Raw genomic sequence first — 17,628 nt, 5'->3', positions numbered from 1 at the left:
TCTGGATCAAACCGTGCGCCGGATGGTCGCGATATAGGCCAATACGGAGATCGCCGGGCGGCATTTCGCCGTTCCGGCGCATAGGCGGCGCACGATCCGTGAATGACGGTGGACGGACGGGGGCAAGTCGCGCTTTGCCGTCCTTTTGCAGTAGACAGGGTTTGTGCCGGAACTTGTGCTGGGCCCGCTGCTGCGCCATGTGGACGCGGCCGCCGCGACCGTCTGGGTGGAGACCTCCGAGCCCTGCACGGTCCGTGTGCGGGCCGGCGACGCCTGCTCCGAGGAGCGCACCTTCACCGTGCACGGCCACCACTACGCCCTGCTCGACGTCGGCGTCGAGGGCCCGGTGGCCTACGAGGTGGAACTCGACGACCGGCGGGTGTGGCCGGAAGAGGGCCTGCCGCCGAGCGTGATCCGCCCGCTGACCCGCCTCGACCGGCTGATCTTCGGCTCCTGCCGTACGAGCGTGCCGCACGAGGAGCCGTACGTGCGCACGCACGGCCCGGACGTCCTGCGGGCGTACGGCCTGCGCCTGATGGAGTCGCCGGACGAGCGGCCCGACCTGATCCTGCTGCTCGGCGACCAGGTGTACGCCGACGAGCTCACCCCGGACATGAAGGAGTTCATCGCCGGGCGCAGGGACGACGGGCCCGAGGAGGTCGTCGACTTCGAGGAGTACGCCGAGCTGTACCGCCAGGCGTGGTCCGACCCTCCGGTCCGCTGGCTGATGGCCACGGTCCCCACCTTGATGATCTTCGACGACCACGACGTCAGGGACGACTGGAACACCTCGAACGTCTGGCGCGAGCAGATGGCCGAGGTGCCCTGGTGGGAGCGGCGCATCGTCTCCGCGCTCGGCTCGTACTACATCTACCAGCACCTGGGCAACCTGCCCCCGGCCGAGCGGGCGGCCGATCCCGTGCTGGCCGCGCTGCGCGCGGGCGGCGGCGACGAGGCGCTCGACGCCTTCGCCCGGCGGGCCGACAAGGAGCCCGACTCGGTGCGCTGGAGTTACCACAGGGACCTGGGCGGCAGCCGGCTGATCGTGCTGGACAGCCGCAGCGCCCGGGTGCTGGAGCCGGGACGCCGGCGGATGCTCGACCCCGGCGAGTGGGACTGGTTCGACAAGCACGCCACCGGCGACTTCGACCACCTGCTCATAGGATCCTCGCTGCCGATCCTGCTGCCCGCGGGGATCCACCACGTCGAGAGCTGGAACGAGGCGGTCTGCGACGGCATCTGGGGCCGCCGGGCGGCGCGGTGGGGCGAGCGGGTGCGGCAGTTTCTCGACCTGGAGCACTGGGGGGCCTTCCGCCGGTCGTTCGAGGAACTCGCGCACGCGGTGCTGGACGTCGCCTCGGGCGGCCGGGGCAGGCCGCCGGCGACCGTCCTGCTGCTGTCGGGAGACGTCCACTACTCCTACATGGCGTCCGTACGGCGCCGGGGCGGCGGGCGCGTCCACCAGATCGTCTGCTCGCCGATCCGCAACCCGCTGAGCCGCACCCTGCGCTTCGCCAACATCGTGGCGTCGTTCGGGCTGGCGGGCGTGCTCGGCGGGGTGCTGGCCAGGGCCGGGGGCCTTCCCCGGCCGCCGTTGCGGTGGCGCATCAGCAAGGGACCCTGGTTCCCCAACATGATGACCGCCATCGACCTGGCGCCCGGGGAGGCCACGGTGACGTGGTTCACCGACACCGGCGATCAGGACACGGTGCGGATCAGGCCCGAGCCTCCCGCAGCACCGCGCTGAGCTGGTCCACCGCCCAGTCCAGGTCGTCCCGGGAGACGACGAGCGGCGGCGCGAGGCGGATCGTCGAGCCGTGCGTGTCCTTGACGAGCACGCCGCGGCGCATGAGCGCCTCGCTGATCTGCCGTCCGGTGCCGAGCGAGGGGTCGATGTCGATGCCCGCCCACAGCCCGCGCCCGCGCACCGCCACCACGCCGGGGCCGAGGTCGGCCAGGCGGGCGTGCAGGAACGCGCCGAGCTCGCGGGCCCTGGCCTGGTAGTCGCCGGTCCGCAGCAGCCCGATCACCGCGTCGCCGACCGCGCACGCCAGCGGGTTGCCGCCGAAGGTGGAACCGTGCTGGCCGGGCCCGATCACGCCCATGACGTCGGCGTTCGCGACGACCGCGGAGACCGGGACCACGCCGCCGCCGAGGGCCTTGCCCAGGACGTACAGGTCGGGGACGACGCGCTCGTGGTCGCAGGCGAACGTCTCGCCGGTGCGGCCGAGGCCCGACTGGATCTCGTCGGCCACGAACAGCACGTTGTTGTCGGTGCAGATCTCCCGGACCGCGGCCAGGTAGCCGTCCGGCGGGACCAGCACGCCGGCCTCGCCCTGGATGGGCTCCAGGAGCACGGCCACCGTGTTCTCGTCGATCGCCTCCCTGACCGCCTCGGCCGAGCCGTACTTGACGATCCGGAAGCCGGGGGAGAATGGGCCGAAGCCGTCCCGCGACTCGGGGTCGGTGGAGAAGCCCACGATGGTCGTGGTCCGGCCGTGGAAGTTGTCCTCCATCACGACGATGTTGGCCTGGTCGGGGGCGACGCCCTTGACCTCGTAACCCCACTTTCGGGCGACCTTGACCGCGGTCTCGACGGCCTCCGCGCCGGTGTTCATCGGCAGGACCATGTCCTTGCCGCACAGCTCGGAAAGGCCGGTCACGAACGCGGCGAACCGGTCGTGGTAGAACGCCCGGCTGGTCAGCGTCAGCCGGTCGAGCTGCTCTCGGGCCGCCGCGAGGATCGTGGGATTGCCGTGGCCGAAGTTCAGCGAGGAGTAGCCGGCCAGGCAGTCGAGATACCGCTTGCCCTCCACGTCGGTGACCCAGGCGCCCTCGGCCGAGCTGATCACGACGGGCAGCGGGTGGTAGTTGTGCGCGCTGTGGCTCTCGCTGAGCCGGATCAGTTCCTCGCTGTTCATCGAATCTCCCTGTTCGGCCGGATCTCGAGGGTGCAGCACTTGGGCCCGCCGCCGGCCTTGCGCAGTTCGCCGAGGTCCACCGGGACGACCTCGAAGCCACGGCGCTTGAGTTCCAGGATCAGCCCGGTCGCCTCGGCGTTGACGACGACGTTGCGGCCGTCGCTCACCGCGTTGAGGCCCAGCACCTCCGCGTCCGCGGACGTGGCGATCACGGCGTCGGGGAACAGCCGCCGCAGCACCTTCCTGCTGCCCTCGCTGAACGCCTCCGGATAGTACGCCACGTTGTGGCCGTCCAGCGGAAACAGGGCGGTGTCGAGGTGGTAGTACCTCGGGTCGACCAGGCGCAGCGTGACGACCGGCCGGCCGAGGAACTCCTGGGCCTCCATGTGCGCCGCCACGTCGGTGCGGAAGCCCGTCCCGGCCAGGATCATCTCGTCGAGCGTCAGGTAGTCGCCCTCGCCCTCGTTGGTGAAGGACGCCTCCAGTGTCTCGTATCCCCGTTCGACGAACCACCGCAGGTAGGCGGGGCCCTCGGCGGCGCGTTCCGGGTGCGCGAACCTGGCCCCGTAGACCCGGCCGTCCACGACGAGCGCGCCGTTCGCGGCGAACACCATGTCCGGCAGGCCCTCGATCGGGTCGATCAGGCTCACGGTGTGGCCGAGGTCCTCGTAGGCTTGCCGGAGGCTCTCCCACTGCCGCAGCGCCCTGGTCGTGTCGGCGCCCTTCTCGGGATGCATCCACGGGTTGATGGAATACGAGACCGTGAAGAACTCGGGCCGGCACATCAGGAAGTGCCGGGCCGTGCCCGTACGACCACTGTCCGTGGTCTCGGCGGCTGGCGCGAGTGTCATCGTCGACTCCAAGCGGGAAACCGGGTGAACGGGACTTCAGCGTAGGAATCGGAAGGCGACAATCCAATGCGCCCGCGTTGCGATCACGTGTGGATCGGTTGCGTCCTTCACCCGTTCTGCAGCGATCCGTTAATCAGCCGCGACAGCACGATCGAGCTCTTGGTGCGGACCACGAACGGCTCGGCCGCCAGGCGTTCGATCACCCGCTCGACGTGCCGCACGTCGGTCGCGCGGATGTGCAGCAGCGCGTCGGCCTCGCCGGTGACCGTGCAGGCCGAGACGACCTCCGGGTGCCGGGACACGGCCATGCCGATCTCCGCGGGTGAGGTCTTGCCCCGGCAGTACAGCTCGACGTACGCCTCGGTGGTCCAGCCGAGGGCCGACGGCTCCACCCGGGCGCTGAAGCCGGTGATCGCGCCACTGGCGATGAGCCGGTCGACCCGCCTCTTCACGGCCGGAGCCGACAACCCAACGTGAGCGCCTATTTCGGCGTACGTCGCCCGGGCGTCCTGCACGAGGGCCCGGATAATGGCGCGATCAAGCTCGTCCAACCTCACGTGGACCTGTATACAGCCGCCGCGCCCGGCATGCTCCCGGGCATGCCACCGGCGGCGGGGTCGACGCACCGGGTTGGGCTTCGGTCAGGGGGCGGCGCGCTTGAGGATGTCCTCGAACACGCTGGGGTCGTCGGAGGAGACGACGGGCCAGCCGATGCCGTACGAGCCGGCCCAGCCGACCTCGATACCGGGGTTGGCGTGGTCGGTGCCGTCCGGCAGGAACAGGTGCGGGCTGCAGTTCACCCGCTCGGTCGCCGCGACGGCGGCCTGTTCGGACAGCGTCCTGCGCGCCCGGCCGTCGTCGAGTGCGGCCGCCAGGGCGTCCACGTCCACCACGCCGGTGGACGCGGCGGCGTCCAGGATGACCTTACGGTGGCTGATGCACCGCGACTCGGCCCAGAAGGCCCTCCGCAGCGCCAGGTCGAGCTGCTCGGACGCCGCGAACCCCTGCTCCTTGGCCGCCTGGACGGCCTCGAGCGCGGGCAGCGTCGTGGACGGGTACAGCCAGTCCTTCGCCTGCCACAGCTGCCATCCCGCGTCGGGTTCCAGCGCGGCCATCCGGCCCACCTCGCTGTCGGTCCCCGGCCGGGGGCTGGGCGCGTCGTTGAGCAGTTCCAGGGGGAAGGCGCGGTGGTCGAACCGCACCCGGCCGGTCAGGCCCAGCCGTTCCCGGGTCTTGTGGAGCCGGTGCACGGCTATGTGCGCGAAGGAGCACCAGATGTCCGAGAAGATGATGATGGTGCCGGGTTCCGGGGTCAGTGTCGTCGTCATCGACGTTCTCCTTGTGTCGGGGGGGCGCTCAGGTGAGCTGGACGAGCACCGAGCCGGCGATGAGCAGGGCGAGACCGGTCAGGCGCGGTGCGGTGAGCGGGCGCCGGGGCAGCCGCAGGAGGCCGTGGTTGTCGATCACGGCCGAGGCGGCCTGCTGGCCCGTTACGGTCAGCGCCACGGTGGTGGCGGCGCCGATCGTGGGGATGAGCGTGAAGGTCGCGGTGACGTACGCCGCGGCGCAGGCGCCGCCGAGCCAGCCCCACCAGGGCATCGTGCGCAGCGGGGCGAACTGCGGGCGCGGCGTGCGGCCCGTGGCGAGCAGGACGGCCAGCACCACGGCGATGGTGATCGTGGCCACCATGAAGCTGATCATCGCGGTGGTCACCGGCTGGTGGATGTCCTTGCGGAGCGCGGCGTTGACCGCGCCCTGCACCGGCAGGACGGCGCCGGCCACGATGCCCAGCAGGATCCAGCCGCCCTGGCCGAGTCCGCCGGTCCGGCGTACGGCCGCCGTCGCGGCCGGGGCGGTGACCGTGGCCGTCCCGGCACGGCCGGGAGCGCCGGGAGCGCCGCCGGGCGCCGGCCCCGGCGAAGGCGGCGTCTGCGCCGGGCGCTGTCCCCGGATGACGACCGTGATGCCGGCGAGGACCGCGAGCGCGCCGAGGGCGACGCCGGCGCTGAGCGGCCTGCGCGCGATGCCGAGCAGGCCGAACAGGTCCAGCCCCAGCGACGCGAACATCTGGCCGGTCACGAACAGGCCCGCCGCGGCCAGCGCGCCGAGCCGGGGGAAGAGCAGGATCCCGCTGGTGATGTAGAGCGGGCTGGCCAGACCTCCGAGCAGGTGCCAGAACGGGACACCGGGCACGAGGCGGACGGCGCCGATCGCCCCGACGGCGACCGCGAGGAGCGCCAGCAGGGCCGTCGCCACGCTCAGCTGCAGGGTCGAGGCGCCGTACGGCGTTCCGACCGCCTTGTTGAGCTGGAGGTTCACCGAGGCTTGCACTGCCAGCAAGCAGCCGACCAGCAGTGCCGAGGCGAGGAACAGGGCATGCATCGCGATCCCTCTTCTGAAAGAACCGGATTTTGAGAAGCCGGCCCAGAACCGGACATCGTGTCCGGATGAGCGTAAGGCAAAAGTGGACGCTCTGTCCACATCGTTCCGCCGGGGATTAGGATGTCCTCATGACCAACGGGTTGACCGATCCCGGTGGGAACCGGAGAAACGGCCGCGTTCCCCCGGAGGGGACCACGCCGGCCGGCGCCGGCCGGGAACTGCCCGTGCTCGACCTCGAACCGGGCCGGCCGGCGCCGGTGCGGGAACGGGCGGACGCCGCGCGCAACCGCATGCGCGTGCTGAAGGCGGCCGAACGGCTCTTCGCGACGAGGGACGCGCGGCACGTCACGATGGACGAGATCGCCAAGGCGGCGGGGGTGGGGCGGGCCACGCTCTACCGGCGCTATCCCGACCCCGCCTCGATCGCGACGGCCCTGCTGGACGAGCACGAGCGGCAGGTGCAGGGACACATCCTGAACGGCCCGCCGCCGCTCGGCCCGGGGGCCTCACCGGCCGACCGGCTCGCCGCGTTCTACATCGCCATGATCGACCTGCTGGAGCGTCACCTGCACCTCGTGCTGGGAGCCGAGACCGGGAGCGCGCGGTTCGGCACCGGCGCCTACCGCTTCTGGCGCGCACACGTGCGGATGCTGCTGACCGAGGCCGGGGTGCCGGACCCGGAGGGAACGGCGGACGCCGTGCTGGCGCCGCTCGCGCCCGAGGTCTACCAGTTCCAGCGGCACACCCTGGGCCTGTCGCAGGCCCGCGTCACCGAGGCGCTGGTGTGGAGCGCTCGCCGGCTTGCGGGAGCCTGAGCGATCCGGGCTCGGGGCGCAGGCAGTAGTCGCCGACCCCGCGCTCCAGCAGGTCGAAGGCGCGCTCGGCGTGCTCCCTGACGTCCGCCCTGATCAGCGCCGCGTCCTCGCCGGCCATCTGCCGCATCGCGAAGTGGCGGGTCAGCGCGCGGACGACGGCGCAGATCTGCGCCGACACCAGCCAGGGGGTCAGGTCGTCGGGATCGGCGTCGGCCTCCTCGGCGAGCGTCCGGGCCAGTCGCTCCTCCCGGTTGACGTCGAGCATGCGCGCCCGTGACTGGAGCGCCACGCTCTCCCGCACCCGCTGCGTGAACAGGTCCAGGCCCTCGCTCATCCCGTAACGCCAGTCGCCGGCGTCGAGGGCCTCGAAGAAGTCGCGCCGCACCGCCTCGACCGCCGTCTCGCCCGCGCGGCGCTCGCGCACGGCCCGGGCCAGCATGTCCTCGCTTTCCTCGCTGCGGTCGAGGAACAGGTCCTCCTTTGTGCGGAAGTAGTTGAACACCGTGTTGACCGACACGTCGGCGGCCCTGGCCACCTCGGCCACGGTGACGTTGTCGAACCCCCGTTGCAGGAACAGTCCCATCGCGATGTCGGCGATCCGCTGGCGGGTCTCCCGCTTCTTCCGCTCCCGCAGGCCCTCTTCCACGTCTCGATTGTAAGGGCGAGCACAAACTTTAAGTGACACCAAATTTGGTGTTACTCTACCCGGCATGATTCACGCCAGAGGGCTCACCAAGACCTTCGGCCCGGTCGAGGCCGTCCGGGGGATCGATCTCGACGTCTCCGCGGGGGAGATCGTCGGCTTCCTCGGACCGAACGGCGCGGGCAAGACCACCACGCTGCGCATGCTGACCACGCTGCTGCGCCCCACGTCCGGCACCGCCACGGTCGCGGGCGCCGACCTGTTCGCCGACCCCGCGGCCGTACGCCGCCGCATCGGCTACGTCGCCCAGGGCGGCGCGTTCGCCCCGTTCTCCCCGGTGGGACAGGAGCTCGTGCTCCAGGCCCGCCTGTACGGACTGAGCAAGGAGCAGGCCCGCGAACGGGTGACCACCCTGCTCGCCGAGCTGGACCTGCCCGGGGTCGAGGAGCGTACGACGGTCACGATGTCGGGCGGCCAGAAGCGCCGGCTGGACATCGCGATGGGCCTGCTCCACCGGCCCGAGCTGCTCTTCCTCGACGAGCCCACGACCGGGCTCGACCCGCAGAGCCGCGCCAACCTGTGGGACCACGTGCGGCGGCTGCGCGAGCGGGACGGTCTGACGGTCTTCCTCACGACGCACTACCTGGAGGAGGCCGACGCGCTCTGCGACCGCGTCCTGATCATCGACAACGGCCGGATCGTCGCCCAGGGCGCCCCGGACGAGCTGAAGTCCGAGCACGGCGCGCGGACGCTCGACGACGTCTTCCTCGCCGTCACCGGCCGCGAGCTGCGCGAGGGAGCCGCCGCGTGACCGCCCTCACCGTCCTGACCGGGCACTACCTGCGCGCATCCTTCGGCAACAAGTTCAGCCTGGTCTTCAGCGCCCTGCAGCCGTTCCTCTACCTCGTGTTGTTCGGCCCGCTGTTCGACCGCAGCGGCGTGGGCTCGTGGGCCGTCCTCGTGCCCGGCCTGCTGGTGCAGCTCGGGTTGACGAGCGCGGGGATGGCGGGCTTCGGCATCGTGTTCGACCAGCGGTTCGGGGTGCTCGAACGGCTGCGGGTCACGCCGGTGAGCCGGGTGACGCTGCTGCTCGGCCGGGTGCTCAGGGACTGCGTCGTGCTGCTGATCCAGGCGGTGGCGATCAACGTGGCCGCGTACGCGCTGGGCCTGCGGGCGCCGCTCGCGGGGGTGCTGGCGGCGCTGCTGCTGACCACCGTGCTGTCGGTCGGCATGGCGTCGCTGTCGTACACGGCGGCGCTCACGCTGCGGCAGGAGCTGTTCGCGCCCGTGATGTCCACCCTGGTGGTCCCGCTGATGCTGCTGTCGGGCGCGCTGCTGCCGATGTCGCTCGCCCCCGCCTGGCTCGACGTGGTGTCGCGGCTCACGCCGTTCCGGTACGCGGTCGAGGGGCTGCGCGCGCTGTTCGCCGGTTCCTACGCGTCGTCCGCCCTGGTGTGGGGGGTCGTCGTGTCCCTGGCCTTCGCCGTCCTGGGCGTTACCCTGGGCACCAGTCGTTTCCAAAGGGAAAACGCCTGATCAGGGCTAGGAAAAGGCATTCGAAGTTGATACCGGTTTGCGGGCGCCGTCGGGCACTTGGACGGTCACAATGGGTGGCGTGGCGGACGTCAACTTCACCCTCGTCCAGCTGCGTTACTTCGTAACCGCGGCCGAGCTCGGCAGCATGACCGCGGCCAGCAGAGAGCTCATGGTGGCGCAGTCGGCGATCTCGGCCGCCATCGCCCAGGTGGAGCGGGAGCTGGGAGTTCAGCTCCTGATCCGCCACCACGCCCGCGGTCTTTCGCTGACCCGCGCGGGCGAGCGCTTCCTCGTCGAGGCCCGGGAGTTCCTGTCCCACGCCGCGGCGCTCGCCCAGTCGGCGCGGGGCCTCGCGGGGTCGCTGACCGGTGAGCTCGCCGTCGGCTGCCTGACCACGCTCGCGCCGTTCTACCTGTCCCGGTTGCTGCGCGAGTTCGCCGAGAGGTATCCGGGGGTGCGGGTCAGCGTCGCGGAGGGCGAGATCTCCGCCATGGAGTCGGCCCTGCTCGACGGGCGGTGCGAGGTCGCCCTCGTCTACGCCATCGATCTCGCCCTCGATCTCGACATCCGTACGCTCACCCGGGCCAGGCCGTACGCGCTGCTGCCGCCGGAGCATCCGCTGGCCCGGGCGGAGACGGTGTCGCTGGCGGACCTGGCGGCCGAGCCGATGATCCTGCTGGACCTGCCGCGCAGCCGCGACTACTTCCGGGCCATCTATCCCACCGAGCCACGCGTACGGTTCCGCACGTCGAGCTACGAGACGGCGCGCTCACTGGTGGCGGGCGGGCACGGCTACTCGATACTCAACCAGCGGGCCGAGAACGACCAGACCTACGACGGCGGCCGGGTCGCGTGCGTCCCGATCAGCGACGACGTGCCCGCGCTCGACGTCGTGCTCGCCTCGGTGCGCGGCGTGCGGCCCACCGCCCGGGCGGTCGCCTTCGCCGAGACCTGCCAGGCGTTCTTCTCCAGAAGGTAGCTCACCCGAGGTCGGCGAGCAGCTCCTCCAGGAACGCGCCGGTCTGCGTGGCCGGCCGGGCGTCCACGCACACCTCGTTCATCACCTGCGTGTACGCCTCGGTGTCCTCGGGCTTGTCCAGATAGAGGGCACTGGTGAGCTGCTCCAGGTAGACGACGTCGGGCAGCTCGGGCGCCTCGAAGCGCAGGATCGTGAAAGGCCCCCCGCACGCGGCGTGCCCGCCGTGGTCGAACGGCACGATCTGCAGCGTGATGTTCGGCTGCTTCGTCACCTCGATGAGGTGTTCCAACTGGGCCCGCATCACCTTCCGGCCGCCGATCGGGCGGCGCAGCGCCCCCTCGTCCATCACGGCCCACAGGGTCGCCGCCTCGGGCCCGGTCAGCCGCTCCTGCCGGCGCATCCTCAGGTCCACGCGCCGATCGACGTCGTCGGCGGACCGCCCCACGCTGCTCCGCAGGACGAGTGCCCGAGCGTACTCGGGCGTCTGCAGCAGCGTGGGCACGAACTGCAGCTCGTAGCAGCGGATGACGGACGCCGCCTCCTCCAGCCCGACGTAGAACTCGAACCATCCCGGCAGCACGTCGCTGTACTTGTGCCACCAGCCGGGGATGTTCGCCTGCCGCGCCAGGTCGAGCAGCACGGCACGGTCGTCGGCGTCGGTGATGCCGTAGAGGGTGAGCAGGTCGGCGACGTCCCGCTCCTTGAAGCCGACCCGGCCGAGCTCCAGCCGGCTGATCTTGGCGTGCGACCCGCGGATGGCACGGGCCGCCTTCTCGGGGGTGATGCCGCTCTGCCGGCGCAGTCGCCTGAGCTGGGCCCCGAGCAGAAGCCGCAGGGCCGTCGGGCCGCCGCGGGCGATCCCGACCGGTACGGGGGCGGTGCTGTCCGCCTGTGCGTTCACGATCGCTCCATCGGCGGCGCTCCCGGAAAAATCCCTGGTGAACCAATCGGGTTGATCATCCTACCGGACCGGGGTGAGGCCGTCTTTTCTGGGAACTTCCACGGAAAGTCGGGGACGCGCGACATTTGCACGTGCACGCGTGCTTGCATCCGCAAGGCACAGGGCAAGATACACGACGGCAGGGAAATTCACATCATGTAATGGGTGAGACCTGAGGGATCGGCGATGACAGCAGACCTGGCGGGCCCGGGAGCCGCGACAGCGCCTCCGTGGTTGACCTCGATGTTCGAGCGGGACGACGTCGCCGGCTTGTCCCTGCCTCCGTCGGCGACGTGTACCTTTCGCGGGCGCACCACGTCCGCCGCCGCGGCCCGTGACTTCACCGCCAGGACGTTGTGCGGCTGGGGGGTCCCCGGCCTCGTGCCGGACGCGCAGCTCGTGGTGTCCGAGTTGGTGACGAACGCGCTGAGGCACGCCCCCGGTGATCCCGCCGACGCCCCGCCGATCCGGCTGAGGCTGGTGAAGCACCGGTTTCATATCGGCTGCGGCGTGAGCGACGCCAGCGCCCTGGTGCCCGCGGTCTCGCCCTGGAGCGACCTGTCGGAATCGGGCCGGGGGCTGCACCTGGTCGAGGCGCTGACCGCGGCGTGGGGATGGATCCTCACCCGCGGCGGTGGCAAGGTGGTCTGGGCGCTGTTCGACGCCTCGCCCGCCGCCTGAGCGGCCGTTCGCCTGCTGATCGGCCGCCTTTCCCGAGATCAGCCGAGCCGCGACATGGCGGCCTGGGCGTCCCGCTCCCACAGCGGCGCGCCCCAGCGCCGGGCCACCTCGACGGCGCGGGAGAAGTGCCCCGCCGCCTCCTCCGGGCGGCCCAGGAGCAGGGCGAGCTCGCCCAGCGTGTGCGCGACCGGCCGCAGCGCCAGCGACGTGGACGGCGCGCCCGGCACCTGGTCGCGCAGCGGCAGCAGGACCTCCGTCAGCATCCGCACCTCCTCCCGCTCGACCGGCCCGTGGGCGGACAGCGCCACCACCGCCATCGCGCGCAGCGTCGCGAAGACCGCGTGGTAGTAGTCCTGCCGCAGCGGAGCGCCGGGCACGCGCACCGCCCTCGCCTCCGGCACGCGCCCGTTCGCGAGCAGGGCCAGGGCGTAGGCGTCGCCGACCCCGCCGTACCGCTCGTGGAGCAGGCGCAGCACCGGTTCGTGCTCGCCGATGCGCCCCTGGCTGATCCGCACCGTCGTCATCGCCATGGCGTGGAGGCCGTCGGCGTGCATCGAGCCCTCGCGGCGCATCTTCTCGTGGATCAGGCCGTACAGCCGCTCCGCTTCGCCGAGACGCCCCTCGATGTGGGCGAGCATCGCCACGCCGCACATGCCGACCGACTCCGCCTCCGCCATGCGGTAGGTGCGGGCGATCTCCAGCGCGCGGCCGTGGTGCCGGCGCAGCGCCGCCACGTCGCCGGTCGCCCCCGCGGCGGTCGCGAGGGTGTACTCGGCGTACCAGCGGTAGGCGACCAGGTCGTGCTCGTCAGCGAGCGCGCCCAGCCGCCGCGCCAGCTCGGCCCGCTCGTGCGGCGCCCGCTCGAACGACATGTCCTTGCTGCGCAGCACGATCGCCATCGCCCGCAGGCCCACGTCGCCGGCCCGCTCGGCGAGTTCCTCGGCCTCCCGCGCCGCCGCCGCGGCACGCGGGTCGTTCTCGCCCTCGAGCTCCCCGACGAGCGCCGTCAGCAGGAGACAGCGGGTGACCGGCTTCAGGTCCGTACGGCGCAGCAGCCGCGTGAGCAACTCGACCGTGCGGCCGTCCACCGTGCCGTACGGGCGGATGTGCCAGGGCGTCGCCTCGGTCCAGGACGTGAAGGCGGCGACGAGCAGGTCCTCACGGCCCGCCTGCTCGGCGACGTCCACGGCCTGCCGTCGGGTGGCCCTCGCCCCCACGACGTCCCCGGCCCGCACCCGGGCCCGCAGCAGCAGACCCAGCAGTTCCACCCGCCTGGCGTCCCGGTCGGCCGCGTCGGGGACCCGCTCGAAGCACTCCAGCGCCTGCGCCAGCAGGCCGACGGCGGCGTCGTGGGCGTACCGCCGGGTGGCCAGCTCGGCCGCCCGCACCGAGTAGTCCACGGCCGCGAGCGCGGTGGCCGAGGTGGCGGCCCTCGCGTAGTGGTGGGCCAGCGCGGTCAGGTCGTCCGGATGCAGGGCGCGCAGGGCGTCGGCGACCCGCGCGTGCATGCGGGCGAGCCGGATTCCCGGCAGGTCCTGGTAGAGGGTGTCGCGCACCAGCGCGTGGACGAAGCGCACCCGGCCAGGGGCGGGCTCGGTCAGCAGGCCGGAGATCACGCCAGCCTCGAGCCCGTCGAGCACGACGTCCTCGCCGGTGCCGGCGGCGCGGACGAGGACCTCGACCTCGGCCTCCCTGCCGACCACGGCCGCCAGGCGCAGCGCGCCGACGGCCGTCGCGGGCAGCCGGGCCAGGCGGCGCCGCAGCACGTCGCGCACGCCCTCGGGCACGTCGCCGGAGAGCGTTCCCTCGCTCGCCAGCAGGCGGGCGCTCTCCCAGACGTAGAAGGGGTTGCCGCCGGTGCGGTCGGACAGCGCGACCGCGGTCGCCCGGTCGACCGGCCGTTCGCACACCGCGGTGACCAGCGTCTCGACCTCGGCCGGGGACAGTCCGCCGAGCTGCACCCGCACGGGACGGCGCCGGGCGAGCGCCGCGAGGGCGTCCTCGTGGGCGTCGGTCACCTCGGAGGGGCGCAACGCCACCACGAGCAGGACCCGGGCGCCGCCGCCCATCAGCTCCTCGGCCAGCGAGCTCAGCAGGGCCACCGTCTCCCCGTCGGCCCGGTGCAGGTCGTCCAGGACGACGGCCAGCGCGCGGCCGTGACCGCAGACCTCGCGCAGCCACGCGGCGACGGCGCGGTGCATGCGGAACCGCCCGGCCGCGGCGTCCTCGGCCACCTGGCCGTCGCCGAGCAGGGGGGACAGCGCGGGCGCGTGACCGCCCGGCGGGGCGACCGCGGCCAGCGGGCGCAACGCCTCCACCCAGGCCCAGGCGGGTGGCGCGCCCTCGTCCTCCGGGCAGCGTCCCACGGTGACGAGCCAGTGCTCGGGGGACAGGCCGTCCAGCAGCCGGCCGAGCAGCGCCGACTTCCCGGCGCCGGCCTCGCCGCTCACGATCGCGATCCGCGGGTGGCCGGACAAGACCTCCGCCGCGGCCGTCTTCAGCGCGTCCAGTTCGGCCCTGCGTCCCACGAACAGCTCGGTGCGCTCCGGCCCCGCCGTACGGTGCTCCGCCGTACGGTGCTCCGCCGGGCGGGCCGGCAGCGGGACGGCGGGCGCCGGACGTGGCGGGGCTGGGTGTGGCGGCGCTGGGCGTGGTGGAGAGACGGGCCGGAGCGCGGCGTCGAGCGGGTCCGTCCGCTGGGTCAGGATCGCCTGCTCCAGCTCGCTCAGCCCGGGGCCGGGGTCGAGGCCCAGCTCTTCCGAGAGCGTCGCGCGGGCTCGGCGCAGCGCGGCCAGCGCGTCGGCCTGCCGCCCGCTGCCCCACAGGGCGAGCGCGAGCAGCCGCCAGCCCTCCTCACGCAGGGGCTGCCGCCGTGTGAGCACCTCGGCCATCGGCACCGCGTCGGCGGGGTGGGACGAGCGCAGCGTGGTCGCCACCAGCAGCTCACGGGCGCTCTGCCGCAGTTCCTCGAGCCGTGCGGTCTCCGGCGCCGCCCACTCCTCGTCGGCTACCTCCGCGAAGGCCGCGCCGCGCCACAACCCCAGCGCCTCGTCGAGGAGCGCGCGGGCCAGTGCGGGATCGTTCCCGGCCGCCTCGCGCGCCTCGGCGACGAGACGCTCGAAGCGCCAGGCGTCCACGTCGTGCCCGTCCAGCCGCAGCGCGTAGCCCGGCGCGGCGCTCACCAGGACGCGGGCCGGCGTCCTGCGCGGGCGGCCGGGCTCCAGCGCCCTGCGGAGGTTGGCGACGTACGTCTGAAGCGAGGCGAGGGCCTTGGCCGGCGGCTCGCCGCGCCACAGGTCGTCGATCAGCCGGTCGGCCGAGACGACCTCGCCCCTGGCCGCCACGAGCAGCGCGAGCACGCCGCGCTGGCGCGGCCCGCCGAGCTGGGCGGGCGCGCCGTCGACCTCGGCTTCGAGTGCGCCGAGCACGCGGATGCGGATCATCGGCCGTTCAGCCCGCCGTCCCGCCAGGGGCCCGCCGGGTCAGCCCTGCTCGGCCTCGCCGGTGACCTGCTCGGCGGCCTCCTCGGGCGACTGCTCCAGGTCCTGGTCGGCCTGGGCCTGCGCGGAGGCCTTGTCCAGCCGGACCCAGCTCGTGACGCTCTCGACGGCGAACAGCACGAGCAGGTACGCCGTGAGGACGGCCGCCACGGGGGTCAGCCATCCGGCGGCGGCGCCCACGCCGAGGACCAGCAGGCGGACCTCCCAGCCGAGCCCGGCCTGGTAGAGCCAGGCGGGGGGCCAGATGCCCTGCCGGGTGCGGTAGACGGTGTCGTACGTGTGGTAGCCGATCACGTAGATCAGCACGAACAGCAGCCACTTGGGCGTGTCCTCGGCCAGCCCGAGCAGGATGATCGTCATGAACTCGGCCGCGCGCAGCAGCGGGGGAGTGATCCAGTCGAACCGCCCCAGGTGGTCGCGGCCCGCGGTGGGCAGGACCAGCACGAGCAGCACGGCGACGGGCACGAGCAGGATCGGGCCGTCGGTGAGGGCGCCGGCGACGGCCAGCGCCACGATCGCGATCAGCGCCACCACGGTCGCGGGCACGGGCGGCAGCAGCCGGCCCAGGGAGCCCTTCAGCGCGGTGGCGAGCGGGCCGTCGTCGCGGTAGGCGAGCAGGCGCGCGGTCTGGATGCGGCGGCGCTCCTCGTCCGGGTCCGGAAGCGGCGTGGTGGCCTGCGGCTGAGTGATCATGCGAGCGACCTCAGGAGACGTCCGGTGAGGGTGTAGGTGGCCGCGACGCCGCCCCAGACGATCAGCGTGAGGAACGTCACCCGGGGGTTGAAGAACGCGGCGGTGATCGCGATGGCGGCGAAACGCTCGCCGATGGGGAACACGATCATCTTGCGGGCCCAGTGGACCGGGCGGAACTTGCCGGCCTTGGTCCACAGCTTCAGCAGCCCGCGCACGCCGGTGCTCCGGCTCGCCCTGCGCTGCTCCAGCGCCTCCCGCAGCGGACGGTCGTCGGCGACCGTCAGGTCCAGCGTGGGCAGCGGCACGGGCGCCTTGCGCCGGTTCGCCGCGCCGAACGAGAAGTCCAGCAGGTGCTTGACCGACTGGAGGGCCAGCGCGACCAGCGCCAGCGTCCAGACGCCCTCGCCGTCGCCGAACTGCCCGGACACCGTCGCGCCGACCGCGAGTCCGACGAAGACGGCGTACTCCTTGAACCGGTCGAACGTGGCGTCCAGCCAGGCGCCGAGCACGCCGAACTTGCGCGCGTAGCGGGCGAGCTGGCCGTCCACGCAGTCGAAGACGAACGCGAAGTAGATGAGGACCGCGCCGGCCACCGCTCCCCAGCGGGTGCCGGTGGCGAACGCGCCGGCCGACAGCAGGCCGAGAGCGATCGAGATCAGCGTCACCTGGTTGGGCGTCAGCCCCCGGCGGGCCGCCCAGCGGGCGATGAAGCGCGAGTAGGTGCTGACGAAGAACGTGGTGAAGAAGCCGTCGGCGCCCTTCACGGCGTTGTTCAGCCGGGCCCGGTCCTCGTTGAAGCCCGCCATCTCGGCCAGCGCCTCGTCGGCCTCGGCCTGACTGCGGACGCGGCGGAAGAACAGGTCGCGGCGGCCCCGCCGGCCCACCGACACGCCGCGCCGGACCAGGCCGAGCACGAGAAGCTCGGTCACGTCGTCCTCGGGGCCGAACAGGTGGGCCATGTCCGCCAGCTCGCGGGCGACCTCGGCGAGGGTCTGCAGGTGCCGCTGGTGGAGGTGGAGAGGTCCGAGCAGCGCCGCGTTCGGCCGGGTCACCGCGTGGTAGGCGGTGCCGACCGAGATGATCCGGCTCCGGCCGATGCGGGTGCGCTGGGGCAGCCCCTCGATCACCTTCTCGCCGATCTCGGGCTCCGCCTCCTCGATCGGCACCTCCTCCTCCGCCGGAGGGTCGTTCTCGCCCTGCTCCTGCCGCTCCTGCCGGACGACCAGTGCGATGGCCCCCCGTTTGGCCTTGGTGATCTGGTAGATCAGCTCGTCGTGCACCAGCGAGTCGGCCGGCAGGATCAGCAGGTTCTCGTCGGCGCCCTCGACCGCGTCGGCCAGCGCGCGCAGGTCGCCGGCGACGTCGGGGCTCTCCACCACCCGTCCGTACGGCCTGCGGTAGGCGGCGGCGTCCCCCGGCCGGGCGATCGTCGTCGGCTCGGGGTCCAGAGCGGCGGCCTGCGCGAGCAGCCTGTCGTACGCGGAGGGGGCCCCGGGCAGCGATTTCAGCGTGATGGCCGCGGGCAGGGCGGGCTGGCCGCCGGGCGGCGGGGGACTGATCGGGCCGGGCGGGGCGCCCAGCAGGACCACGCGGGTCATGGCAACCTTTCACGCAACGGGGGGAGATCAGGCCCTCAGGCTTGACCGGCGCGGGGAAGTCCGCCGGAAGCCAAAGCTTAGTGACCTTT

The 17,628-nt window shown here is 72.7% G+C and carries 15 protein-coding genes and 1 pseudogene; 6 read left to right on the top strand and 10 right to left on the bottom strand.

All coding sequences use genetic code 11. The annotated features are described in order from the left end of the window. Positions 1-163 precede the first annotated feature (163 nt). Complete coding sequence (locus Msi02_RS03560; protein WP_204047047.1) at positions 164-1,747, top strand: alkaline phosphatase D family protein; 1,584 nt, start codon at positions 164-166, stop codon at positions 1,745-1,747. On the opposite strand, the gene rocD is transcribed toward Msi02_RS03560, so the two are convergent. The 5 genes from rocD to Msi02_RS03535 all read right to left on the bottom strand — a co-directional run bounded on the left by rocD (position 1,716) and on the right by Msi02_RS03535 (position 6,154). Further along, a complete protein-coding gene (gene rocD / locus Msi02_RS03555; protein ID WP_079312223.1) occupies positions 1,716-2,921 on the bottom strand; it encodes an ornithine--oxo-acid transaminase in 1,206 nt (401 codons plus the stop codon). The two genes, Msi02_RS03560 and rocD, sit on opposite strands and share 32 nt — an antisense overlap. Further along, positions 2,918-3,772 (bottom strand): dimethylargininase, encoded by an 855-nt coding sequence (ddaH, locus tag Msi02_RS03550; RefSeq protein ID WP_079312225.1) that lies wholly within the window; start codon positions 3,770-3,772, stop codon positions 2,918-2,920. Before ddaH ends, rocD begins: the two co-directional genes overlap by 4 nt. Before the next feature lie 107 nt (positions 3,773-3,879). Then, the gene (locus tag Msi02_RS03545; RefSeq protein ID WP_204047046.1) at positions 3,880-4,329 is read right to left on the bottom strand and encodes an Lrp/AsnC family transcriptional regulator; all 450 of its coding nucleotides are present in this window, start codon (positions 4,327-4,329) and stop codon (positions 3,880-3,882) included. A gap of 84 nt (positions 4,330-4,413) precedes the next feature. Then, positions 4,414-5,100, bottom strand: a complete 687-nt coding sequence (locus Msi02_RS03540; protein ID WP_204047045.1) for a DsbA family oxidoreductase — start codon at positions 5,098-5,100, stop codon at positions 4,414-4,416. A 28-nt stretch (positions 5,101-5,128) separates the two neighbouring features. After that, positions 5,129-6,154 (bottom strand): DMT family transporter, encoded by a 1,026-nt coding sequence (locus Msi02_RS03535; protein WP_204047044.1) that lies wholly within the window; start codon positions 6,152-6,154, stop codon positions 5,129-5,131. A 128-nt stretch (positions 6,155-6,282) separates the two neighbouring features. Between Msi02_RS03535 and Msi02_RS03530 the strand changes: the two genes are divergently transcribed. After that, entirely contained in the window at positions 6,283-6,969 is a 687-nt protein-coding gene (locus Msi02_RS03530) for a TetR/AcrR family transcriptional regulator (RefSeq protein WP_204047043.1), read from the top strand. Here the strand turns inward: Msi02_RS03530 and Msi02_RS03525 are convergent. Beyond that, positions 6,923-7,615, bottom strand: a complete 693-nt coding sequence (locus tag Msi02_RS03525) for a TetR/AcrR family transcriptional regulator (protein WP_079312233.1) — start codon at positions 7,613-7,615, stop codon at positions 6,923-6,925. The two genes, Msi02_RS03530 and Msi02_RS03525, sit on opposite strands and share 47 nt — an antisense overlap. Positions 7,616-7,679: 64 nt before the next feature. Here Msi02_RS03525 and Msi02_RS03520 point away from each other — a divergent pair. The 3 genes and pseudogenes from Msi02_RS03520 to Msi02_RS03510 all read left to right on the top strand — a co-directional run. Then, a pseudogene (locus tag Msi02_RS03520) lies at positions 7,680-8,348 on the top strand (ABC transporter ATP-binding protein); the annotation flags it as partial. Between the two features lie 71 nt (positions 8,349-8,419). Then, entirely contained in the window at positions 8,420-9,148 is a 729-nt protein-coding gene (locus tag Msi02_RS03515; RefSeq protein ID WP_204047041.1) for an ABC transporter permease, read from the top strand. Positions 9,149-9,218: 70 nt separating this feature from the next. Continuing rightward, complete coding sequence (locus tag Msi02_RS03510; protein WP_079312239.1) at positions 9,219-10,127, top strand: LysR substrate-binding domain-containing protein; 909 nt, start codon at positions 9,219-9,221, stop codon at positions 10,125-10,127. A gap of 1 nt (position 10,128) precedes the next feature. Here the strand turns inward: Msi02_RS03510 and Msi02_RS03505 are convergent, their stop codons facing one another. After that, the gene (locus tag Msi02_RS03505; RefSeq protein WP_079312241.1) at positions 10,129-11,028 is read right to left on the bottom strand and encodes a Sco1979 family transcriptional regulator; all 900 of its coding nucleotides are present in this window, start codon (positions 11,026-11,028) and stop codon (positions 10,129-10,131) included. Between the two features lie 225 nt (positions 11,029-11,253). On the opposite strand from Msi02_RS03505, the gene Msi02_RS03500 reads away from it, so the two are divergent. Beyond that, complete coding sequence (locus tag Msi02_RS03500; RefSeq protein WP_204047039.1) at positions 11,254-11,748, top strand: ATP-binding protein; 495 nt, start codon at positions 11,254-11,256, stop codon at positions 11,746-11,748. 38 nt (positions 11,749-11,786) lie between these two features. Here Msi02_RS03500 and Msi02_RS03495 read toward each other — a convergent pair whose 3' ends face one another. From Msi02_RS03495 to Msi02_RS43825, 3 genes are read right to left on the bottom strand one after another with little or no spacing between them, the layout of a single operon-like run. After that, positions 11,787-15,191, bottom strand: coding sequence for an ATP-binding protein (locus Msi02_RS03495; protein ID WP_204047038.1), 3,405 nt, complete (start codon positions 15,189-15,191; stop codon positions 11,787-11,789). 39 nt (positions 15,192-15,230) lie between these two features. Beyond that, positions 15,231-15,941, bottom strand: a complete 711-nt coding sequence (locus Msi02_RS43830; RefSeq protein WP_204047037.1) for a DUF5941 domain-containing protein — start codon at positions 15,939-15,941, stop codon at positions 15,231-15,233. Further along, on the bottom strand, positions 15,938-17,539 hold the full coding sequence (locus Msi02_RS43825; protein ID WP_204047036.1) for a CDP-alcohol phosphatidyltransferase family protein: 1,602 nt from the start codon (positions 17,537-17,539) through the stop codon (positions 15,938-15,940). The genes Msi02_RS43830 and Msi02_RS43825 overlap by 4 nt, the downstream gene beginning before the upstream one ends. Positions 17,540-17,628: the final 89 nt, after the last annotated feature.

Origin of the sequence: Microbispora siamensis, assembly GCF_016863095.1 — a bacterium.
Taxonomy (GTDB): Bacteria; Actinomycetota; Actinomycetes; order Streptosporangiales; family Streptosporangiaceae; genus Microbispora; species Microbispora siamensis.
This window is presented reverse-complemented; position numbering and strand designations above follow the sequence as displayed.

What these genes read in the sequence shown, in the direction of transcription:
- Msi02_RS03495 (WP_204047038.1), bottom strand. Translation starts at nt 15,191, where the DNA reads ATGATCCGCATCCGCGTGCTCGGCGCACTCGAAGCCGAGGTCGACGGC.
- Msi02_RS03540 (WP_204047045.1), bottom strand. Translation starts at nt 5,100, where the DNA reads ATGACGACGACACTGACCCCGGAACCCGGCACCATCATCATCTTCTCG.
- Msi02_RS03510 (WP_079312239.1), top strand. Translation starts at nt 9,219, where the DNA reads ATGGGTGGCGTGGCGGACGTCAACTTCACCCTCGTCCAGCTGCGTTAC.
- Msi02_RS03500 (WP_204047039.1), top strand. Translation starts at nt 11,254, where the DNA reads ATGACAGCAGACCTGGCGGGCCCGGGAGCCGCGACAGCGCCTCCGTGG.
- Msi02_RS43830 (WP_204047037.1), bottom strand. Translation starts at nt 15,941, where the DNA reads ATGATCACTCAGCCGCAGGCCACCACGCCGCTTCCGGACCCGGACGAG.
- rocD (WP_079312223.1), bottom strand. Translation starts at nt 2,921, where the DNA reads ATGAACAGCGAGGAACTGATCCGGCTCAGCGAGAGCCACAGCGCGCAC.
- ddaH (WP_079312225.1), bottom strand. Translation starts at nt 3,772, where the DNA reads ATGACACTCGCGCCAGCCGCCGAGACCACGGACAGTGGTCGTACGGGC.
- Msi02_RS43825 (WP_204047036.1), bottom strand. Translation starts at nt 17,539, where the DNA reads ATGACCCGCGTGGTCCTGCTGGGCGCCCCGCCCGGCCCGATCAGTCCC.
- Msi02_RS03535 (WP_204047044.1), bottom strand. Translation starts at nt 6,154, where the DNA reads ATGCATGCCCTGTTCCTCGCCTCGGCACTGCTGGTCGGCTGCTTGCTG.
- Msi02_RS03530 (WP_204047043.1), top strand. Translation starts at nt 6,283, where the DNA reads ATGACCAACGGGTTGACCGATCCCGGTGGGAACCGGAGAAACGGCCGC.